Genomic DNA, 17,057 nt, shown 5'->3' with positions numbered 1-17,057 from the left:
ATCCTCGTCAGGAGGCGATCGCGTCCACGGGAACAGTCGAGACCGTGCGCGCGATGGTGAACTGACCGATCACGCGCGTCCCCTCGTAAAGAACGGCGGTCTGACCCGGGGCGACCCCGTCGAACGGCTCGTCCGGCGTGATCTCGATCTCCCGGCCGTCGAATCGACCCCGCGCCGGGACCGGATCGGCGTGGGCGCGTATCTGCACATCGCACGAGAACGACCCCGCCGACGGCGGGTGCGTGGTCCAGCTGAAGCGGTCGCCGGCGATGCGGGCGGTGGCGAGGGCCTCCTTCGGACCCACCACGACCGTGTTCGTGACAGGGCGGACCTCGAGAACGAACCGGGGCTTGCCGTCCGGAGCGGGGACGCCGAGCGCCAGACCCCGGCGCTGTCCGACCGTGAAGGCGTGTGCGCCGTCGTGACGGCCGACCACGTCGCCCGCACGGTCGACGATGTCGCCGTGAGCGGCTCCGACGCGTTCGGCGAGCCAGCCGCGGGTATCGCCGTCGGGGATGAAGCAGATGTCGTAGCTGTCAGGCTTCTGCGCCACGGTGAGGCCGCGGCGCTCCGCTTCGGCGCGCACGACGGACTTGGAGGGGGTATCGCCCAGCGGGAAGAGCGAGTGCTTCAGCTGATCGGGGGTGAGGACGCCGAGCACGTAGGACTGATCCTTCGCGGCGTCCGATGCCCGATGGAGCTCGCGACCGGACGGCGTATCGACCATCCGGGCGTAGTGCCCGGTGCACACCGCGTCGAACCCGAGCTCGACGGCCCGCTCGAGGAGCGCGGCGAACTTGATGCGCTCGTTGCACCGCATGCACGGGTTGGGAGTTCGGCCGGCCCGGTACTCCGTCACGAAGTCCTCGATCACGTCGTCGCGGAATCGTTCGGAGAAGTCCCAGACGTAGAAGGGGAATCCGAGCAGGTCCGCTGCGCGACGGGCGTCCATCGCGTCTTCGATAGTGCAACAGCCGCGGCTGCCGGTGCGGAGGGTGCCACCCGCCCGGGAGAGCGCGAGGTGCACCCCCACGACGTCGTGACCCGCATCGACCATGCGCGCTGCGGCGACGGCCGAATCCACGCCGCCGCTCATCGCCGCCAGTACTCGCATCGCTCCAGTCTACGAACGGGTCGCTGTGCGGACTCCGGATGCCGCGCGCGCCCGTTCGACCGCCGCCGGCAGGTGTCCCAGCACCGCGTCGACGTCCGACGGGGTGCTGGTCCGTCCCAGAGAGAACCGCAGCACCTGGCGGGCCTCGAGCGGGGTGCGGCCGAGCGCCAGGACGACGTGCGACGGCTCGGCGATCCCCGCCTGGCAGGCCGACCCGGTCGACACGGCAATTCCCGCCTGGTCGAGCAGGAACAGCAGCGTCTCCCCCGCCGCTCCGGGGAACAGCACGTGGACGTTCCCCGGAAGACGCGTGACAGGCCCGCCGACCGACGGCGGGCCGAGGATCTGGGCATCGGGGACGGTCTCGAGGATGCCGCGGATCAGTCGATCCGACAGCTCGCGCAATCGCTCGACCTCGCGGAGGCGCTCGAGCTCGGCGGCCTCCAGCGCGACCGCGAAGGCGACGCTCCCGGCGACGTCCTGCGTGCCGGCACGCAGGCCCCGCTGTTGGCCGCCGCCGTGGAGGAGGGGTTCGATCCGCGCGTGGCGCGACACCACGAGCGCTCCCACCCCCACCGGACCCCCGACCTTGTGGGCAGCGACGCTCAGGGCCACCAGTCCCGTGGGACCGGACGCCTCTCCGCGCCATCCGCGGAACACGACCGGCACACGCCCGAGGGCGGCGATGGCGTCGACGTGAAGGGGGACACCCGCCGCGGCGGCGGCGGCGGCGAGGGCGGCGACGTCGTTCAGCGCGCCGACCTCGTTGTTCGCCACGAGAGCCGTCGCCAGTGCCGCGCCCGGGGCTGCGTCGGCGAAGTCCGAGACGGTGATCCGGCCGACCTCGTCCAACGGCACGTCGCGCACCTCCGCCCCGGCGACACGCGTCAGCCATTCCACCGTGTCGAGGGTCGCGTGGTGCTCGCCACCGGGCAGGACGATCGCCACCGAGTCCGGGGTCCTCGCCCACCACAGTCCCTTGAGCGCCAGGTTCACCGCCTCCGTCCCCCCCGACGTGAACACGATCTCGATGGGGTCGGCGTCCAGAAGCGCCGCGACCCGCTCCCGGGCGTCCTCCAGAAGACGACGCGCGGTCTGGCCCGCCGCGTGGATCGACGACGGGTTGCCGAGGACCTCGTGGGCGCGCACCCACGCCTCCCGGGCTTCGGGACGCAGGGGGGTCGTCGCCGCATGATCGAGGTACACCGTCATCGCCGGTCCCTCCTCCCGTCAGGATGAGCCGTGATCTCCGGGACACACGCGCTCACTATCGTAGTTCGCATGGTCAGCATCGACCCCCTCGCCCCCCTCTCCCCCGCCCCCTCGCTTCTGAGCCCGCACCTCGACGATCTCGGTGTGACGCAGGGCCCCGACGGGGGAACCCTCAGGGTCTGGTCGGCACACGCCGAGGCCATCGAGCTGGTGCTCTTCGATCGCGACGACATCGACTGGATCGTCGCGACCGCCTCGCTCCTGCCCGAAGGCGGAGGGGTGTGGGCGGTGACCACCCCGCTACTGCACCCGGGGGCCCGATACGCCCTCCGCGTCGACGGACCCTCCGGTCCCGGGAACGTCTTCAACAGCGCCACCCTTCTCACCGATCCGTACGCCAGGGGCATCATCGGAAGCGGGCTGGAGGACTGGCGCTGCGTCGTCATCGACGGCGGCTTCGACTGGGGCGGCGTGACCAAGCCGGGGATCCCGCTCGATGGCACCGTCATCTACGAAGGTCACGTCAAGGGTCTGACGAAGCGTCATCCGAGGATCCCGACCGCCCTTCACGGCACCTATGCCGGACTCGCGCATCCGGCGATGATCGAGCACCTACTGAGCCTCGGCGTCACGAGCGTCGAGCTCCTGCCGATCCACGCCTTCGCCTCCGAGCCGCGCCTGCTCCAGCATGGATTGTCGAACTACTGGGGCTACAACACCGTCAACTTCTTCAGCCCGCACGCGGCCTACGCCACGGCGGAGGCTCAGCGCCAGGGGCCTGAGGCGGTGCTGCGGGAGGTGAAGGGCATGGTGCGCCTGCTGCACGAGGCGGGGATCGAAGTCCTTCTCGACGTCGTCTACAACCACACCGCCGAGGAGGGCATCGGTGGTCCTCGCTCCAGCCTTCGCGGCATCGACAACCGGTCGTACTACCGCCAGCAGGACGACGGCACGTACATCGACGTGACCGGCTGTGGGAACAGTGTGAACACCTCGACGGACGCCGCGGCGCGTCTCGTCCTCGATTCCCTCCGTTACTGGGCGCGCGAGGTGCAGATCGACGGGTTCCGCTTCGATCTCGCGGCGACCCTGGGCCGCGATGCCGGACATGCCTTCACCCCGGACCACCCCCTGCTCCAGGCCATCACCGACGATCCGATGCTCGCGGACGTCAAGAAGATCGCCGAGCCGTGGGATGTCGGAATGGGCGGTTGGCAGACCGGCAACTTCACCCCCGGCTGGCAGGAGTGGAACGATCGCTACCGCGACCGCGTGCGCAACTTCTGGCTCAGCGACATCGACTACGCGCGCCGCGCTTCCACCCCGCCGGTCGGCATCGGCGGCTTCGCGACCCGGCTTGCAGGATCATCCAACACCTTCAGCGAAGAGCGCGGGCCTCTCGCCAGCGTCAACTTCGTGACCGCCCACGACGGATTCACGCTGCGCGACCTGGTGTCCTACGACGTCAAGCACAACTTCGGAAACGGAGAGCAGAACCGCGACGGCGCGGACACGAACCGCTCCTTCAACCACGGCGCCGAGGGCCGCACCGACGATGAGGCGATCCTCGCCACCCGCCGCCGCGCGATGCGTAACCTCCTGGGCACCCTGCTGCTGTCGGCCGGGATCCCGATGCTGACAGCCGGCGACGAGTTCGGCCGCACCCAGCGGGGCAACAACAACGCCTACTGTCACGACTCGCCGCTCACCTGGCTGTCGTGGGAGCACGCTCCGTGGCAGGAGGACCTCCTCGCCCACGTGCAAACCCTCACCCGGCTGCGGCGCGAGAACCCGGCGCTTCGCCCGATCCGGTTCGCCAGGCTCGGCGAACGGATTCCCTCGGCCTCGGTGATGGAGTGGTACGACGAGAACGGCCACACCATGTCGCCTGACCGCTGGACCGACCCCGGCCATCGCACCCTGCAGTACGTCGCCGCGTCGACACCCGAGAACGAGCCGTTCAACCGGGTCCTCCTCATCGTCCACGGCGTCGAACACCCGACGACGGTCGCCCTCCCCGAGCTCGACGAGGCCGAGCGGTTGGTGTCGCTGTGGTCCAGCGCCGACGAGAACCCGGCCGCTCACCACGGCCTCTTCGAGCCCGGTGACGAGCTGGAGATCCCCTCGACGAGCATGCGGCTGTTCCGGGTGGAGTGATCCGCGGCCCACGCGCAAGCCCTGCGGCCGTCCGATGCGGGGCGGTAGGTTCGAGTCGTGGCCACGACGACTCGTTCCCTCCGTCCCCGTCCCTGGCGCTCGGCATCGGCGATCCCGATGCGCGCCGTCCTCCCGACCATCGCGCCCGCGCCCACGGTGACACCGCGCATCCCGCTCACCCTCCCCTCCCCGAGCGTCCCCGGTGGGCGATACCGCCCCTCGGCGTATGTCGGCGACGCGGTCCCGTTCACCGTGACCGCCTTCCGCGAAGGGCACGACGCGATCGGCGTCCAAGTCCGGCTCTTCTCCCCCTCAGGAGATGAATCCCTTCACCGGCTGGCGCCGCTGAACGACGGCTTCGACCGGTGGACCACGACCGTGGCGCCCCTCGAGACCGGCGTGTGGCGCTTCCGATTCGAGGCCTTCAGCGACGATTTCGCGACCTGGCAGCACGCCGCGGACATCAAGCTCGCGGCCGGGCTCGACCCCTTCGTGATGCGCGAATCCGGCGCTCGCCTGTTCGATGCGGCCATCGCCGAGAAGGGCCGCCCCGCGGCCGACCGCAAGCTCCTGACCGCCGCGGCGGCGCGTCTGCGCTCTGACGACGTCTCCGACGCCGAAGCTCTGGACATCGTCCGCGACACCGCGATCGCGGCGTCGTTCGCCGCTCGACCCACCTCGGCGATCGTCAGCGCCGGCGAGGAGTTGGAGCTGCTCGTCGAGCGGGAGCGGGCCGGAGTCGGCTCGTGGTACGAGTTCTTCCCCCGATCCGAGGGAGCCCGCCGCAACGACGACGGCTCGGTCACCAGCGGCACGCTCCGCACGGCCATCGATCGGCTGCCCGGTGTGGCGGGCATGGGCTTCGACGTCATCTACCTCCCGCCCATCCATCCGATCGGAACCACCAATCGCAAGGGTCGCAACAACAGCCTCACCTCCGAGCCCGGCGACCCCGGCTCGCCCTATGCCATCGGATCTGCCGACGGCGGGCACGACGCCATCCACCCGGACCTCGGAACCGAGGTCGATTTCGTCGCGTTCGTCGACGCGGCGCACACGCACGGGCTCGAGGTCGCCCTCGACCTCGCGCTGAACGCCTCTCCGGATCATCCGTGGGTCACCGAGCATCCGGAGTGGTTCACCACCCTGCCCGATGGCTCGATCGCCTTCGCGGAGAACCCTCCGAAGAAGTACCAGGACATCTATCCGCTGAACTTCGACAACGATCCCGCAGGGATCTACGCCGAGATCCTGCGCGTCGTCCAGCACTGGGTGGGCCTCGGGGTCAAGATCTTCCGCGTCGACAATCCCCACACCAAGCCTGTGCAGTTCTGGGAGTGGCTGATCGCGACCGTCAACCAGGCCGACCCCGACGTCATCTTCCTCTCCGAGGCCTTCACGCGCCCGGCCATGATGCGCGGGCTTGCGATGGCGGGCTTCCAGCAGAGTTACACCTACTTCACCTGGCGCAACAGCAAGGCCGAACTCGAGGAGTTCTTCACCTCGATCTCGCACGAGACGTCCGACTTCATGCGGCCGAACCTCTTCGTCAACACCCACGACATCCTCACCGAGTACCTCCAGTACGGGGGCCGGCCGGGGTACCGGATCCGCGCCGCCCTCGCCGCCACGGCATCGCCGACCTGGGGGGTGTACGCCGGATACGAGCTGTTCGAGAACGTCGCCCGACCGGGCTCGGAGGAGAACATCGACAACGAGAAGTACGAGTACAAGTTCCGAGACTGGGAGGGCGCCGAGGCTCGCGGCGACTCCCTTGCGCCGTGGCTGCGCCGTCTCAACGAGATCCGGCGCGACCACCCGGCGCTGCGGCAGCTGCGCAACCTCTCGGTGCACTGGAGCGACGACGAGGCGATCCTCGTCTACTCCAAGCACCTGGATGCCGCGCTGTCGCCGACCGGAGAGTCCGACACCATCCTCGTCGTCATCAACGTCGATCCTCACTCCACGCGTCAGACCATGGTCCATCTCGACACCCGGGTGTGGGGCGTCGCGCCCGGCGAGCCCTACGAGGTCGAGGACCTCGTGACCGGGGCGCGCTGGACCTGGTCGGATCACAACTTCGTGCGCCTCGATGCCTTCACCGAGCCCGTGCACATCCTCCACATCGCAAAGGACCGCGCATGACCGCCACACCCCCGCCCCTCGATGCCGGACTCCTCGACGCCGTCGCCCACGGCGCCCATCACGATCCCCACTCCGTCCTCGGTCTCCACGCCACCGGTGACGGTGACGGTGGCACGGACTGGGTCGTCCGCACCCGCCGGCCGCTGGCCGACACCGTCGTGGCGGTCTTCGACGACGGTGTCCGTGTCCCCCTGACGCATCGGCACGCCGGGATCTGGGAGGGGCTCCTCACGTCCCGCCCGACCTCGTACGTCATCACCGCGACCTACCCGGACGGATCGGAGTACACCGCCGACGATCCGTACCGGCACGGTCCGACGATCGGCGAGCTCGACCTCCACCTCGTCGGCGAAGGCCGCCACGAGGAACTGTGGAACGCCCTCGGGGCGCACCTGCGCACGCACGACGGCGTCGACGGGGCCTCGTTCGCCGTGTGGGCGCCGAACGCGCAGGCCGTTCGCGTCGTAGGCGACTTCAACAGCTGGGACGGCACCGGCCACCCGATGCGGTCGATGGGTGGAAGCGGAGTCTGGGAGCTGTTCGTCCCGGGCCTCCGCGCCGGCGACCGGTACAAGTTCGAGATCCTCTCTCGGCACGGTGCCTGGGTGATGAAGGCGGACCCGATGGCGCGTCGCGCGGAAGTCGCCCCGGGCACCGCCTCGGTCATCGACGACTCCTCCTTCTCATGGGGCGACGACGCCTGGATGAAGGAGCGCGCCGCATCCCGGCCCGCCGAGAGCGCGATGTCGATCTACGAGCTCCACTTCGGCTCGTGGCGTCCGGGGCTGTCCTACCGCGACGCTGCCGATCCGCTCATCGAGTACGTGACGGACCAGGGCTTCACCCACGTGGAGTTCATGCCCCTCGCCGAGCATCCCTTCGGAGGATCCTGGGGTTACCAGGTCACCGGATACTTCGCCCCCACCGGGCGGTTCGGCACGCCCGACGACCTGCGCTACCTCATCGATCGCCTGCACCAGGCGGGCATCGGCGTGATCATGGACTGGGTGCCCGGTCACTTCCCGAAGGATGACTGGGCGCTGGCCCGGTTCGACGGCGAGCCGCTGTACGAGCACGCCGACCCGCGCCGGGGGGAGCACAAGGACTGGGGCACGTACATCTTCGACTACGGCCGCCGCGAGGTCCGCAACTTCCTCGTCGCCAACGCCCTGTACTGGCTCCAGGAGTTCCACGTCGACGGCCTCCGGGTCGACGCCGTCGCCTCGATGCTCTACCTGGATTACTCGCGGAACGAGGGCGAGTGGCTCCCCAACGTCTACGGCGGGCGCGAGAACCTGGACGCGATCGCGTTCCTCCAGGAGGTCAACGCCACCGCCTATCGGCGCTATCCCGGCATCTCGATGATCGCCGAGGAGTCCACCAGCTTCCCCGGTGTGACCGCACCCACCGACCACGCCGGTCTCGGGTTCGGCTTCAAATGGAACATGGGGTGGATGAACGACTCCCTGCAGTACATCGCCCGGGATCCGATGTACCGCGGTCACCACGAGGGCGAGATGTCGTTCTCGTTCGTCTACGCGTTCAGCGAGAACTACATCCTTCCGATCAGCCACGACGAGGTCGTCCATGGCAAGGGAAGTCTCTTCCAGCGCATGCCGGGCGATTACTGGCAGAAGCTGGCGAACCTCCGCGCCTACCTGGCCTACATGTGGGGCCACCCCGGCAAGCAGCTGCTGTTCATGGGCCAGGAGTTCGGCCAGCTGTCGGAGTGGTCGGAGTCCCGGGGACTGGACTGGTGGTTGCTCGAGCAGCCTCCGCACCGTCAGCTGCAGGATTTCGTCGCCCAGTTGAACAGGCAGTACCGAGCCCACTCGCCGCTGTGGTCCAGGGATGCCGACGGGTCGGCGTTCCACCGCCTGGGGGCGCCCTCGTGGGATCCCAACGTCATCGCCTTCTCCCGCCGCGACCACCACGGCAACACCGTCGCCGTGATCGCGAACTTCTCCGGCGTGCCCCTCCAGCCGTTCACCCTCGATCTGCCCGCGCCCGGCGTGTGGGAGGAGATCCTCAACTCCGACGCCGGCGAGTACGGCGGCTCGGGCGTGGGGAACATGGGGATCGTCCACGCTGACGACAACGGCCGCGCGACGATGGTCCTCCCGCCGCTCGGCGTGCTCTGGCTGCGTCACCGCACCCCCGCGCACATCCCCTCCCCGACCCGGGGCTGAGACGACGGAGGGGGGCGGGCATGTGCCCGCCCCCCCTCCGAAGGTCCGCGCGGGATCGTCAGAAGAGCAGCGAGGCCAGTCGTCCGCGGGCGCGGATGACACGGGGATCGGTGTCGCCGACCACCCCGAACAGCTCCACCAGACGCTCGCGCACGTCGGCGCGCTCGTCGTCGGGGAGGACGGCGAAGAGATCGAGGAGACGCGTGAAGGCGTCATCCACGTGGCCGCCGGCGACATCGAGGTCCGCCACCGTGAACTGCGCCCTGATATCCCGTGGAGCGGCGGCCGCCGCGTCGCGGGCGGCGACGAGATCCAGTCCCTGCACGCGCTGGAGCAGGCGCACCTGGCCGAGAGCGGCCCGGGCATCGGCGTCCCGCGGGTTCTCGGCCAGCGCCCGCTCGTAGGCGCTGACGGCCCGGGCGAAGTCGCCCGCCTCGATCGCGTCCGCCGCTTCGGCGTGCAGCGGCGGCAGTTCCGGTTCGGAGGACGCGTCATCGTCGACGTCTCCGCCGTCGGCGGACACGGTCCCAGTGACCCCGTTCTGCGCAGCCAGCTGGAGGAACTGGGCGAAGACCTCACGCACCTGCTGCTCGGGGACGGCGCCGGTGAACAGCGGCACCGGCTGGCCCGCGACGATTCCGACGACCATCGGGATCGACTGGGCACGGAACGCCTGGGCGAGCTGCGGATTGGCGTCGACGTCGACCTTGGCGAGCACGATGCGGCCGTCCAGCTCGCGCACGACGCGCTCCAATGCCGGGCTCAGCTGCTTGCAGGGACCGCACCACTCGGCCCAGAGATCCACGACGATCGGGACGGTCCGCGACAGCTCGAGCACCTGACCGAACGTGGCGTCGGTGGCATCCATGACCAGCGACGCGACACGTCCGGAGGGCGCCGGGGGTCCTCCGTCGGCCGGCGGTGCGGCGGCGCCCGCCGCGGGCGCTGTGGGTCGGTTGCGCAACGAGGAGAGGTCGACGGCGCCACGCAGCGTCGCACCGGGAGAGACGTCGGTCACGGGATCACCTTCGCGTTGAGGATGTCGGATGCGTACCCGAGCAAGCGGATCTTCTCGGTCGATCCCTGGCCGGGCACATAGAAGAACAGTTGGTCGGTGTACGTCGTGGTGAACCCCGTGGACGACTGCTCGGCGCCCGAGAGAGTCCGCACCGTGGGGTTGTTGTCGAGCTTGATCACCGCATCGGGATTGGTGGGCTTGACGGTGTCGATCTCGTCGATGTTCACCGCGACGATCGCCCCGCTCTGGAGGGTCGCCAGTGCGCGCGGCTCGTAGGCGCCTGGGGCCGCCTGGAAGGTCAGCTCCCCCGTGGACGCGCCGGTCTGATTGAACTCGTCCAACCGCTTCTGCCGGTCGCCGGCCACGCTCACACGGAACTGATCGCTGGCGGCGTCGAACATGTCGAAGTACTGGCTCTGCTCGCCGTTGTTCAGGATGTCGGCGTACGCCTCGGCGAGCTGCGCCGGCGGCATGAGGAGGAACGGCGAATCGGGAGCAGGCTGGACGGCGCCGATGTAGGCCGGAGCGACGACGGGAAGCTCGGTCGCCGCCTCGAGGCTGGCGAGGTACGTCAGCCTGTACGGCGACCACTGGTCCTGCTGGGTGAGCATCATGATGCTGGAGGTGTTGGAGCCGGGGTCGTCGACGACGCCCACGATCGAACGCGGCCACTCGTCGTACGCCTGCGGGAGCACCAGTGTGAGCGGCTCGGCCGGCAGTGCAGCGGGGGCGGGATAGTCGCCGATCGCCGCGCGCAGGGCGTAGTTGGTCGATCGTGCCGCCAGAACCGCTCCATCCATGCGGGTCGACGCGAGTGTCTCGTCCGCCGCCTCGTCGGCGGCAGCGGCCGTCTCCGCGATCCGCGTCCAGATGCGGTCGGCCTGCGCCTCCGTCACCGCCGGCGCCTGCTGCCCCTCGGGCACGATCACCGATGCCGACGGCGACGGGGTCGGTGAGGGGGCGAACTGCGGCCACGCCTCGGAGGAGCATCCGGCGAAAAGGAGCGCCGACACCGCGACGGCGGGGACGACGATGAGGCGGCGTCGGCCGCCCGTGAGCGCGCGGCGACCGCCGGCGCTGATCACGCCCTTGTCTTTCCCCTCGACGGCGAGGTCGATCGGCTCGGTGACGGGCACGGGCAGACCCTTGCGACGAGGTCCCCGCGAGCGCCGCAGGTGGCGGATCGCGAGGATGTAGAGGAAGACGCCGACAGCCATCATGACGCCGCCGGCGACGATGAGGGGTCCGGCCCAGGGTGTGGCGTTGGCGATCGGCCATGAGACCGTGATGTCCGCCGGCGCCGGCGCGGCGCCGTCTGCTGCGACCAGTACGCTCATGTCCTCCGGCAGCTGCAGTGGCGCAATGAGCACGTCCTCCTGCTGGAACTCGTCGAGCCACAGATCGGACCCCACGGGGCTCCGGACCGCGTCCGACGTCGCGCCGTCGTCGGTTGCCTCGCCCTCCGCCGATGCGGTCTCCTCCGGCGCCGGAGTCGCGCTCTGCGTCGATTCGTCCGTCACGGCGAGGCTCGGCGTGACCTCGTCGGCCTCCAGTGCCCCCTCCTCGTCGACGCTGACCCGCGTGTACGCAGTGTCGGACAGCCACGCCTCGAGGTCGGCGGTCCGGCCGTACGCGGCGAAGATCGTGCCCTCGCCCTGCGCACGGAGAGTCTGCGCGCCCGGTCGGCTGTTGAGCACATCGCCCTCGACGAGTACGTAGGGCGTCTCGTCCTCGATGGAGACGGCGGCGGTCTCGGTGTCGGCCCCCTGGAAAACCGTCCGCTGGGCGATGCCCGCGCCGATCATCAGGGCGGCCAGGACGAAGGCCGCGACGGCCCACACGAAACGCACGAAAGCCTCACCTCTCCTCGCTCCGAAACCGATCAGGACGCGGTGGAGCGCAAAACTCGACGTTCCAGACTACCGAAGGGCGCCTGGATGTCGCCCGGGAGCGAGTGATGGCGGGAGCGACGACCGCCTATCAGTATCCTGACAAGGCCGGACGCGCGAGCGGCGGTTCAGCCGAGAGAGGGCGCTTGCCGATGAAGATCCACAATCCGTTCCGCGTGGCGCTGGTCGCCACCCTCGGTGTGGGTCTGGGGCTGCTCCTTCTCGCGAGCATCCAGACCCTCTCGACGATCCTCCTCTACGTGGGCACCGCCCTGTTCCTCTCGCTCGGGCTCGATCCCATCATCTCCTGGCTCGAGCGGCGAGGTCTGCCGCGCTGGGCGGCGGTGCTCATCACCATTCTGGGCGTCCTCGGAATCTTCGCCGGCATCATCCTGATGGTGGTGCCCATCATCGTCGCGCAGGTCGCGCAACTGATCGCCGCGATCCAGGACCTGTTCTCCACGATGACGTGGGAGGAGTTCATCGGAGGGATCCTCGGCTGGGCGCAGGACACCTTCCCGGGCATCCGCGTCGATGAGGTGTGGAACTACATCGAGGACTGGTACACCTCTCTCGACCTCGGGTCCATCGGCAGCACGATCGGCGAGGGCGTCCTCGGGACCGTCGGCGCCGTGATCGCCGGATTCGGCGGGGCCTTCATCGTGCTCATCCTGACCATCTACTTCACCGCCTCCACCCCGAACCTGAAGAAGGCCGTCTACCAGCTGGTGCCCGCTTCCAAGCGGCCGCGCTTCATCGACCTCGCCGAGCAGATCACCGCGTCCGTGGGCTTTTACGTCATCGGCCAGCTGAGCCTCGGAGTCACCAACGGCATCCTGAGCTTCATCTTCCTCTCCATCATCCGGGCCCCCTTCCCCGCCGTCCTCGCCGTCATCGCCTTCTTCTTCTCGCTGATCCCGCTCGTGGGGACCCTCACCGGGTCGGCGATCATCGTCCTGACGTGTCTCATCCCAGGGCTGGGTTCGCCGACGACCGCGCTTGTCGCCGCGATCTACTACCTGATCTACATGCAGATCGAGGCCTACGTCATCTCCCCCCGCATCATGAACCGCGCGGTCTCGATCCCGGGCGCCGTCGTGGTCATCGCGGCTCTCGCGGGCGGGTCACTGCTCGGACTCCTCGGAGCGCTGGTCGCGATCCCCGTCGCCGCCAGCATCCTGATCATCTACCGGCAGGTGATCATCCCCCGGCAGAACGAGCTGTGACGCCCCCGAGCGCTCATGCCGGGTCGGCGACCGGACCGTCCCACTCGACGGGCAGGGGCAGCGCATCGGGATTGACCACCGCCACGATCTCGGTGAGCACGCGCCGCGTCTGATTCTCGCCGACCCAGAGGTGCTTGCCGCCCTCGACGGGGATGAGCGTCGCGTGCGGGATCGCCGCGAACCGCTCCCGAGCGGCATCCGGACGCAGATAGTCGTCGAACTCGGGGATGAGGGCGATCACAGGGCGCAGATCCCCGGCCCAGCCCGCGAGATCGGCCTCGGTCGCCCGGTGCAGCGGCGGCGACAGCAGGATGATCCCCTCGACGTCGTGATCGCGGCCGTACTTCAGCGCGAGCTCGGTGCCGAACGACCATCCCACCAGCCAGGGCCGGGGAAGGCCGCACTCTCGGACGAGCTCCATCGCGGCAGCGACGTCGAAGGCTTCGCTCCGGCCGCCGTCGAAGGAGCCCTCGCTCGTTCCGCGGACCGAGGTGGTCCCCCGGGTGTTGAAACGGAGAACGGCGAGATCGGCCAGAGCCGGAAGTCGGCCGGCGGCCTTCCGCAGGATGTGGGAGTCCATGAATCCGCCGGCGGTGGGGAGGGGATGAAGCGTCACGAGCGTGGCGACAGGCGCCGCGTGCTCCGGAGTGGCGAGTTCGCCGACGAGGGTCAGTCCGTCCACTGTGCGAAGCTCGACGTCCTCGCGGCGTGCGGGCAGCAGAACAGGTCCGCGGATCTCCATCAGCCGATCCTCCAGCAGTGCGTGTGCCAATGGCGCCGATCGGCGAGTGCCGCGGCGTCGCCCAGGATGCCGTCGGCCCGCCACACCACGACATGCGCCGTCCCCGGCGGGATCTCCTGCGCGCATCCCGGGCAGGAATAGGTCTTCACCGCCTGCGCCGCCGAGATGGGCTGGACTGTCCAGGTCGCACCGCGACGGTCCTCAGTGCGCTTCCACCCGGCGAGCAGCCGTTCGAAGGAGTCGTCGCGAGCGGGATCGGGGCGACGACGGTGCGAGCGGGGCATCGGGTCAGTACCACCCGGTACGGGTCGAGTGGTCCCACGCTCCGCACGGCGTCCCGTAGCGCCCGGCGATGTACCCGAGGCCCCAGGTGATCTGCGTCGCGGGGTTGGTCTCCCAGTCGGCGCCGGCCGAGGCCATCTTGTTGCCGGGGAGCGACTGCGGAATGCCGTACGCCCCGCTGGAGGCGTTGTAGGCGTTCACCCGCCACCCGGACTCCTTGTTCCACAGCGCCACCAGGCAGCTGAACTGATCATCGCCCCACCCGCGCGCGAGAACCATGTCGTAAGCGATCGCCTGAGCGCTTCCCGGATCGGGGGTGACGAAGGGCGGCGCCCATCCCCCGGATCCCGACGAGGACGCCGAGGATCCCGACCGTGTCGCTGTCGGGGTGGGAGTGGGCGTCGGGGTGGGGGTGACGTACACGGTGTATCCGCTGCGATCGAGGGACGGCGCGTCCTCCCGGGCCTCGGCGTCGGCGTCCACGGTGACCGCTTGAACGTCGCCGAGGGTGCTCGCGTAGAGCGAGATCGGCGGCACCTCTTCGGCGTTCGCCCGTGTCAGCGCGGCCCCGGTCGGACCGATCCACGCTGCGGCGAAGGCGACCGCCGCGAATGCTGCGAACGTGGCCACCGTGCTCCGTCGGCGAGACCAGCGAGCACTCGGACGCGGCCCCGAGGGCCGGGCCACCGCGCTCTGCACCGTGGAATGACGGCGCGCAGCGATGTCACGGCGGCGAGCGGGAACGACGGCGCGGGGCTCCGCGGCATCCTCGCTCGGTGCCGTCCGGTCGTGATCAGCGGTGCCGTCGGAAGTCACAGTGCCGCCGATTCTACCGATCCGGCTGCCATCCCGCCACGAGCCGCCGGCGGGCCGTCACGACACCGCGAGCATGACTTCCACGACCGCGTCGAGCACCGCATCGACCTGCTGCTCGCGATACCCGCCGCGCTGCATGCGGAAGGCGACGGCGCGAACCTGCTCGACCGTCACGGTCTGACCGGACTCCAAGTAGCGGCAGATGCGGTCTGCGACCAGGTCGACCTCGTCGATGCGGTAGCCGAAACGGAGGACGCTGACGCGGTCGAAGCGTCGTCCCTCCGGGCGCGAGAGTCGATCCAGCACCTCCTGGGCGAGTTCTCGCGTCCGCCCGACCCAGCCGGCGGCACCGAGCCGCCCGACCTCGGCTTCGCGTTCGCGGGCCGCGAAGGCATCCTCGATCCGGCCGAGGGCCGAGTCGACCGCGTCGATGACGTAGCCGCCGCGCACCAGCGCGAAGGCGGCGTGGCGGACATCCCACGAATTCAGGGGATCGGCCGCCCGCCCCTCGAAGGACTCACGGGCACGCAGCAGGAAGTCATCCACGGCGTCGCGGTCGTATCCCTTCTCGCGGCCGTGAGTGACAGGGAATGCCGCGCGGGGTCTGGAGTCTCCCGCCGCGGTCTCGGACGATCGAAGCTCGGTCATGCGACTCCCAACGGCGAGAGCAGGTAGTACAGCGCCAGCGCGGCGGTCGTGGACGGGAGGATCGAGTCGAGGCGGTCGAGGACTCCCCCGTGACCCGGGAGCCACGAACTCATGTCCTTGATGCCGAGATCGCGCTTGATCATGGACTCGCCGAGGTCGCCGGCCGTCGCCGTGCCGAGGATCACCAATCCGATGACGACGCCCGTCCAGATCGGCAGGCCCAGCATGAGTGGGGCGAGGAGCAGTCCCGCGATCACCGCGGCCACCGCCGCCCCGGCGAAGCCCTCCCATGTCTTCTTCGGGCTGATACGCGGGGCCATCGGGTGCCGACCGCTCCGCCCGAGCGTGAGTCCCGAGACGTAGGCGCCGGTGTCGGAGGCCACGGCGACGATGATGAACGCGAGGACCCACCACTGACCGCCGTCCTGGGCGAGCAGGGCGACGCACAGGCTCGCCAGGAACGGGACGTAGAGCTGTACGAAGGCGGCGACAAGGACATCCCCGAGCACACGCCCGTGCGATCTGCCGTCGTCGGCGAACAGCTGACCCACGAGGCGCCACACCACCACGAGCGCCACCGCGGCGAAGGCGCCGATCCAGTGCAGCCAGGGCTGCAGGAAGAATCCGGCCAGCACCAGGAGGGTTCCCGCGATCAGCTGGGCGACGACGTCGACCTTTCGGCCCGACGTGCGCAGCGCGCGGCTGAACTCGAAGGTGCCCAGGGTGCTGGCAGCCAGCGCGAAAAGGACGAACAGCTGCTTGAAGAAGATGAGGGAGGCCAGCACGACGACGCCGATCGCGAGGCCGATGAGGATCGCCAGGATCAGGTTCCGCCCGGTGCGCTGGGTGATCCGGGCGTTGGCTTCCTCAAACTCCGCTCGCGCATGCGCGAGCTGGGTCTCCAGTTCGCTCCGGGCGGCCCGCACGTGCGTCTGGAATCCGGGCTCGCCGGCCGCCAGTCCGCGTCGCGCTGCGGCGGCCTCCCGACGGGTCGCGGGAGCCTCGGGGGCGTCGCTGCCCCGCTCTCCGCCCGCGGTGTCTGTCATGACCGACTCACACTTCGAGCAGCTCAGCCTCTTTGCGCTTGAGCGCGTCATCGATGGCGTCGACGTGCGTGCGCGTCAGAGCGTCGAGCTCCTTCTCACCGCGGGAGATCTCGTCCTCGCCGACCTCGCTCTTCAGGGCGTCCAGGTCGTCCTTGGCCTTGCGGCGGATGCCGCGCACGTGCACTTTGGCGTCCTCACCCTTGGAGCGCACGATCTTGACGAACTCCTTGCGGCGCTCCTGGGTGAGCTCGGGCAAAGTCACCCGGACGATGTTGCCGTCGTTGGTGGGATTGGCCCCGAGGTTCGGCGTGTCGCGGATCGCCTGCTCGATGGCCTTCAGCGCCGACTTGTCGTAGGGAGTGACGACGAGGGTACGTGCCTCCGTGTTGTTCAGCGAGGCCAGCTGCGCGAGCGGCGTGGGCGAGCCGTAGTAGTCGACCAGGATCTTCTGGAACAGCTGCGGGTTGGCGCGTCCCGTGCGAACGGTCGCGAAGTCCTCCTTCGCGGCCTCGACCGCACGATCCATGCGGGAAGCGGCATCTGCCAGTACGTCGGCGATCACAGGAACTCCAT

The 17,057-nt window shown here is 69.5% G+C and carries 14 protein-coding genes; 4 read left to right on the top strand and 10 right to left on the bottom strand.

The window, feature by feature from the left end:
* Nucleotides 1-7: 7 nt before the first annotated feature.
* Nucleotides 8-1,114: a tRNA 2-thiouridine(34) synthase MnmA gene (gene mnmA / locus T9R20_RS08630; protein WP_322408893.1), complete on the bottom strand. Its 1,107-nt coding sequence runs from the start codon at nucleotides 1,112-1,114 to the stop codon at nucleotides 8-10.
* 9 nt (nucleotides 1,115-1,123) lie between these two features.
* Nucleotides 1,124-2,326 (bottom strand): cysteine desulfurase family protein, encoded by a 1,203-nt coding sequence (locus T9R20_RS08625; protein ID WP_322408892.1) that lies wholly within the window; start codon nucleotides 2,324-2,326, stop codon nucleotides 1,124-1,126.
* Nucleotides 2,327-2,395: 69 nt separating this feature from the next.
* Between T9R20_RS08625 and glgX the strand changes: the two genes are divergently transcribed.
* The 3 genes from glgX to glgB all read left to right on the top strand — a co-directional run bounded on the left by glgX (nucleotide 2,396) and on the right by glgB (nucleotide 8,817).
* Entirely contained in the window at nucleotides 2,396-4,483 is a 2,088-nt protein-coding gene (gene glgX / locus T9R20_RS08620) for a glycogen debranching protein GlgX (protein ID WP_322408891.1), read from the top strand.
* A gap of 117 nt (nucleotides 4,484-4,600) precedes the next feature.
* Entirely contained in the window at nucleotides 4,601-6,628 is a 2,028-nt protein-coding gene (locus T9R20_RS08615) for an alpha-1,4-glucan--maltose-1-phosphate maltosyltransferase (RefSeq protein WP_322412145.1), read from the top strand.
* Entirely contained in the window at nucleotides 6,625-8,817 is a 2,193-nt protein-coding gene (gene glgB, locus T9R20_RS08610) for a 1,4-alpha-glucan branching protein GlgB (protein ID WP_322408890.1), read from the top strand. Before T9R20_RS08615 ends, glgB begins: the two co-directional genes overlap by 4 nt.
* Nucleotides 8,818-8,875: 58 nt before the next feature.
* On the opposite strand, the gene T9R20_RS08605 is transcribed toward glgB, so the two are convergent.
* Together T9R20_RS08605 and T9R20_RS08600 are read right to left on the bottom strand one after the other, a co-directional pair.
* On the bottom strand, nucleotides 8,876-9,835 hold the full coding sequence (locus tag T9R20_RS08605) for a tetratricopeptide repeat protein (protein WP_322408889.1): 960 nt from the start codon (nucleotides 9,833-9,835) through the stop codon (nucleotides 8,876-8,878).
* A complete protein-coding gene (locus tag T9R20_RS08600; RefSeq protein WP_322408888.1) occupies nucleotides 9,832-11,685 on the bottom strand; it encodes a glycosyl transferase in 1,854 nt (617 codons plus the stop codon). The genes T9R20_RS08605 and T9R20_RS08600 overlap by 4 nt, the downstream gene beginning before the upstream one ends.
* A gap of 191 nt (nucleotides 11,686-11,876) precedes the next feature.
* Between T9R20_RS08600 and T9R20_RS08595 the strand changes: the two genes are divergently transcribed.
* The gene (locus T9R20_RS08595; protein ID WP_322412144.1) at nucleotides 11,877-12,950 is read left to right on the top strand and encodes an AI-2E family transporter; all 1,074 of its coding nucleotides are present in this window, start codon (nucleotides 11,877-11,879) and stop codon (nucleotides 12,948-12,950) included.
* A gap of 13 nt (nucleotides 12,951-12,963) precedes the next feature.
* Here the strand turns inward: T9R20_RS08595 and T9R20_RS08590 are convergent, their stop codons facing one another.
* The 6 genes from T9R20_RS08590 to frr all read right to left on the bottom strand — a co-directional run bounded on the left by T9R20_RS08590 (nucleotide 12,964) and on the right by frr (nucleotide 17,046).
* A complete protein-coding gene (locus tag T9R20_RS08590; RefSeq protein WP_322408886.1) occupies nucleotides 12,964-13,692 on the bottom strand; it encodes an alpha/beta fold hydrolase in 729 nt (242 codons plus the stop codon).
* On the bottom strand, nucleotides 13,692-13,976 hold the full coding sequence (locus T9R20_RS08585) for a hypothetical protein (protein WP_322408884.1): 285 nt from the start codon (nucleotides 13,974-13,976) through the stop codon (nucleotides 13,692-13,694). The genes T9R20_RS08590 and T9R20_RS08585 overlap by 1 nt, the downstream gene beginning before the upstream one ends.
* Before the next feature lie 4 nt (nucleotides 13,977-13,980).
* Nucleotides 13,981-14,604, bottom strand: a complete 624-nt coding sequence (locus T9R20_RS08580; RefSeq protein ID WP_322408882.1) for a lytic transglycosylase domain-containing protein — start codon at nucleotides 14,602-14,604, stop codon at nucleotides 13,981-13,983.
* Between the two features lie 243 nt (nucleotides 14,605-14,847).
* Nucleotides 14,848-15,438, bottom strand: a complete 591-nt coding sequence (locus tag T9R20_RS08575; protein ID WP_322408880.1) for a DivIVA domain-containing protein — start codon at nucleotides 15,436-15,438, stop codon at nucleotides 14,848-14,850.
* Entirely contained in the window at nucleotides 15,435-16,484 is a 1,050-nt protein-coding gene (locus tag T9R20_RS08570) for a phosphatidate cytidylyltransferase (RefSeq protein WP_322408878.1), read from the bottom strand. The genes T9R20_RS08575 and T9R20_RS08570 overlap by 4 nt, the downstream gene beginning before the upstream one ends.
* A 7-nt stretch (nucleotides 16,485-16,491) precedes the next feature.
* Nucleotides 16,492-17,046: a ribosome recycling factor gene (frr, locus tag T9R20_RS08565; protein ID WP_322408876.1), complete on the bottom strand. Its 555-nt coding sequence runs from the start codon at nucleotides 17,044-17,046 to the stop codon at nucleotides 16,492-16,494.
* Nucleotides 17,047-17,057 lie beyond the last annotated feature (11 nt).

The organism is Microbacterium invictum (assembly GCF_034421375.1).
In the GTDB taxonomy this organism is placed as follows: Bacteria; Actinomycetota; Actinomycetes; order Actinomycetales; family Microbacteriaceae; genus Microbacterium; species Microbacterium invictum_A.
This window is presented reverse-complemented; position numbering and strand designations above follow the sequence as displayed.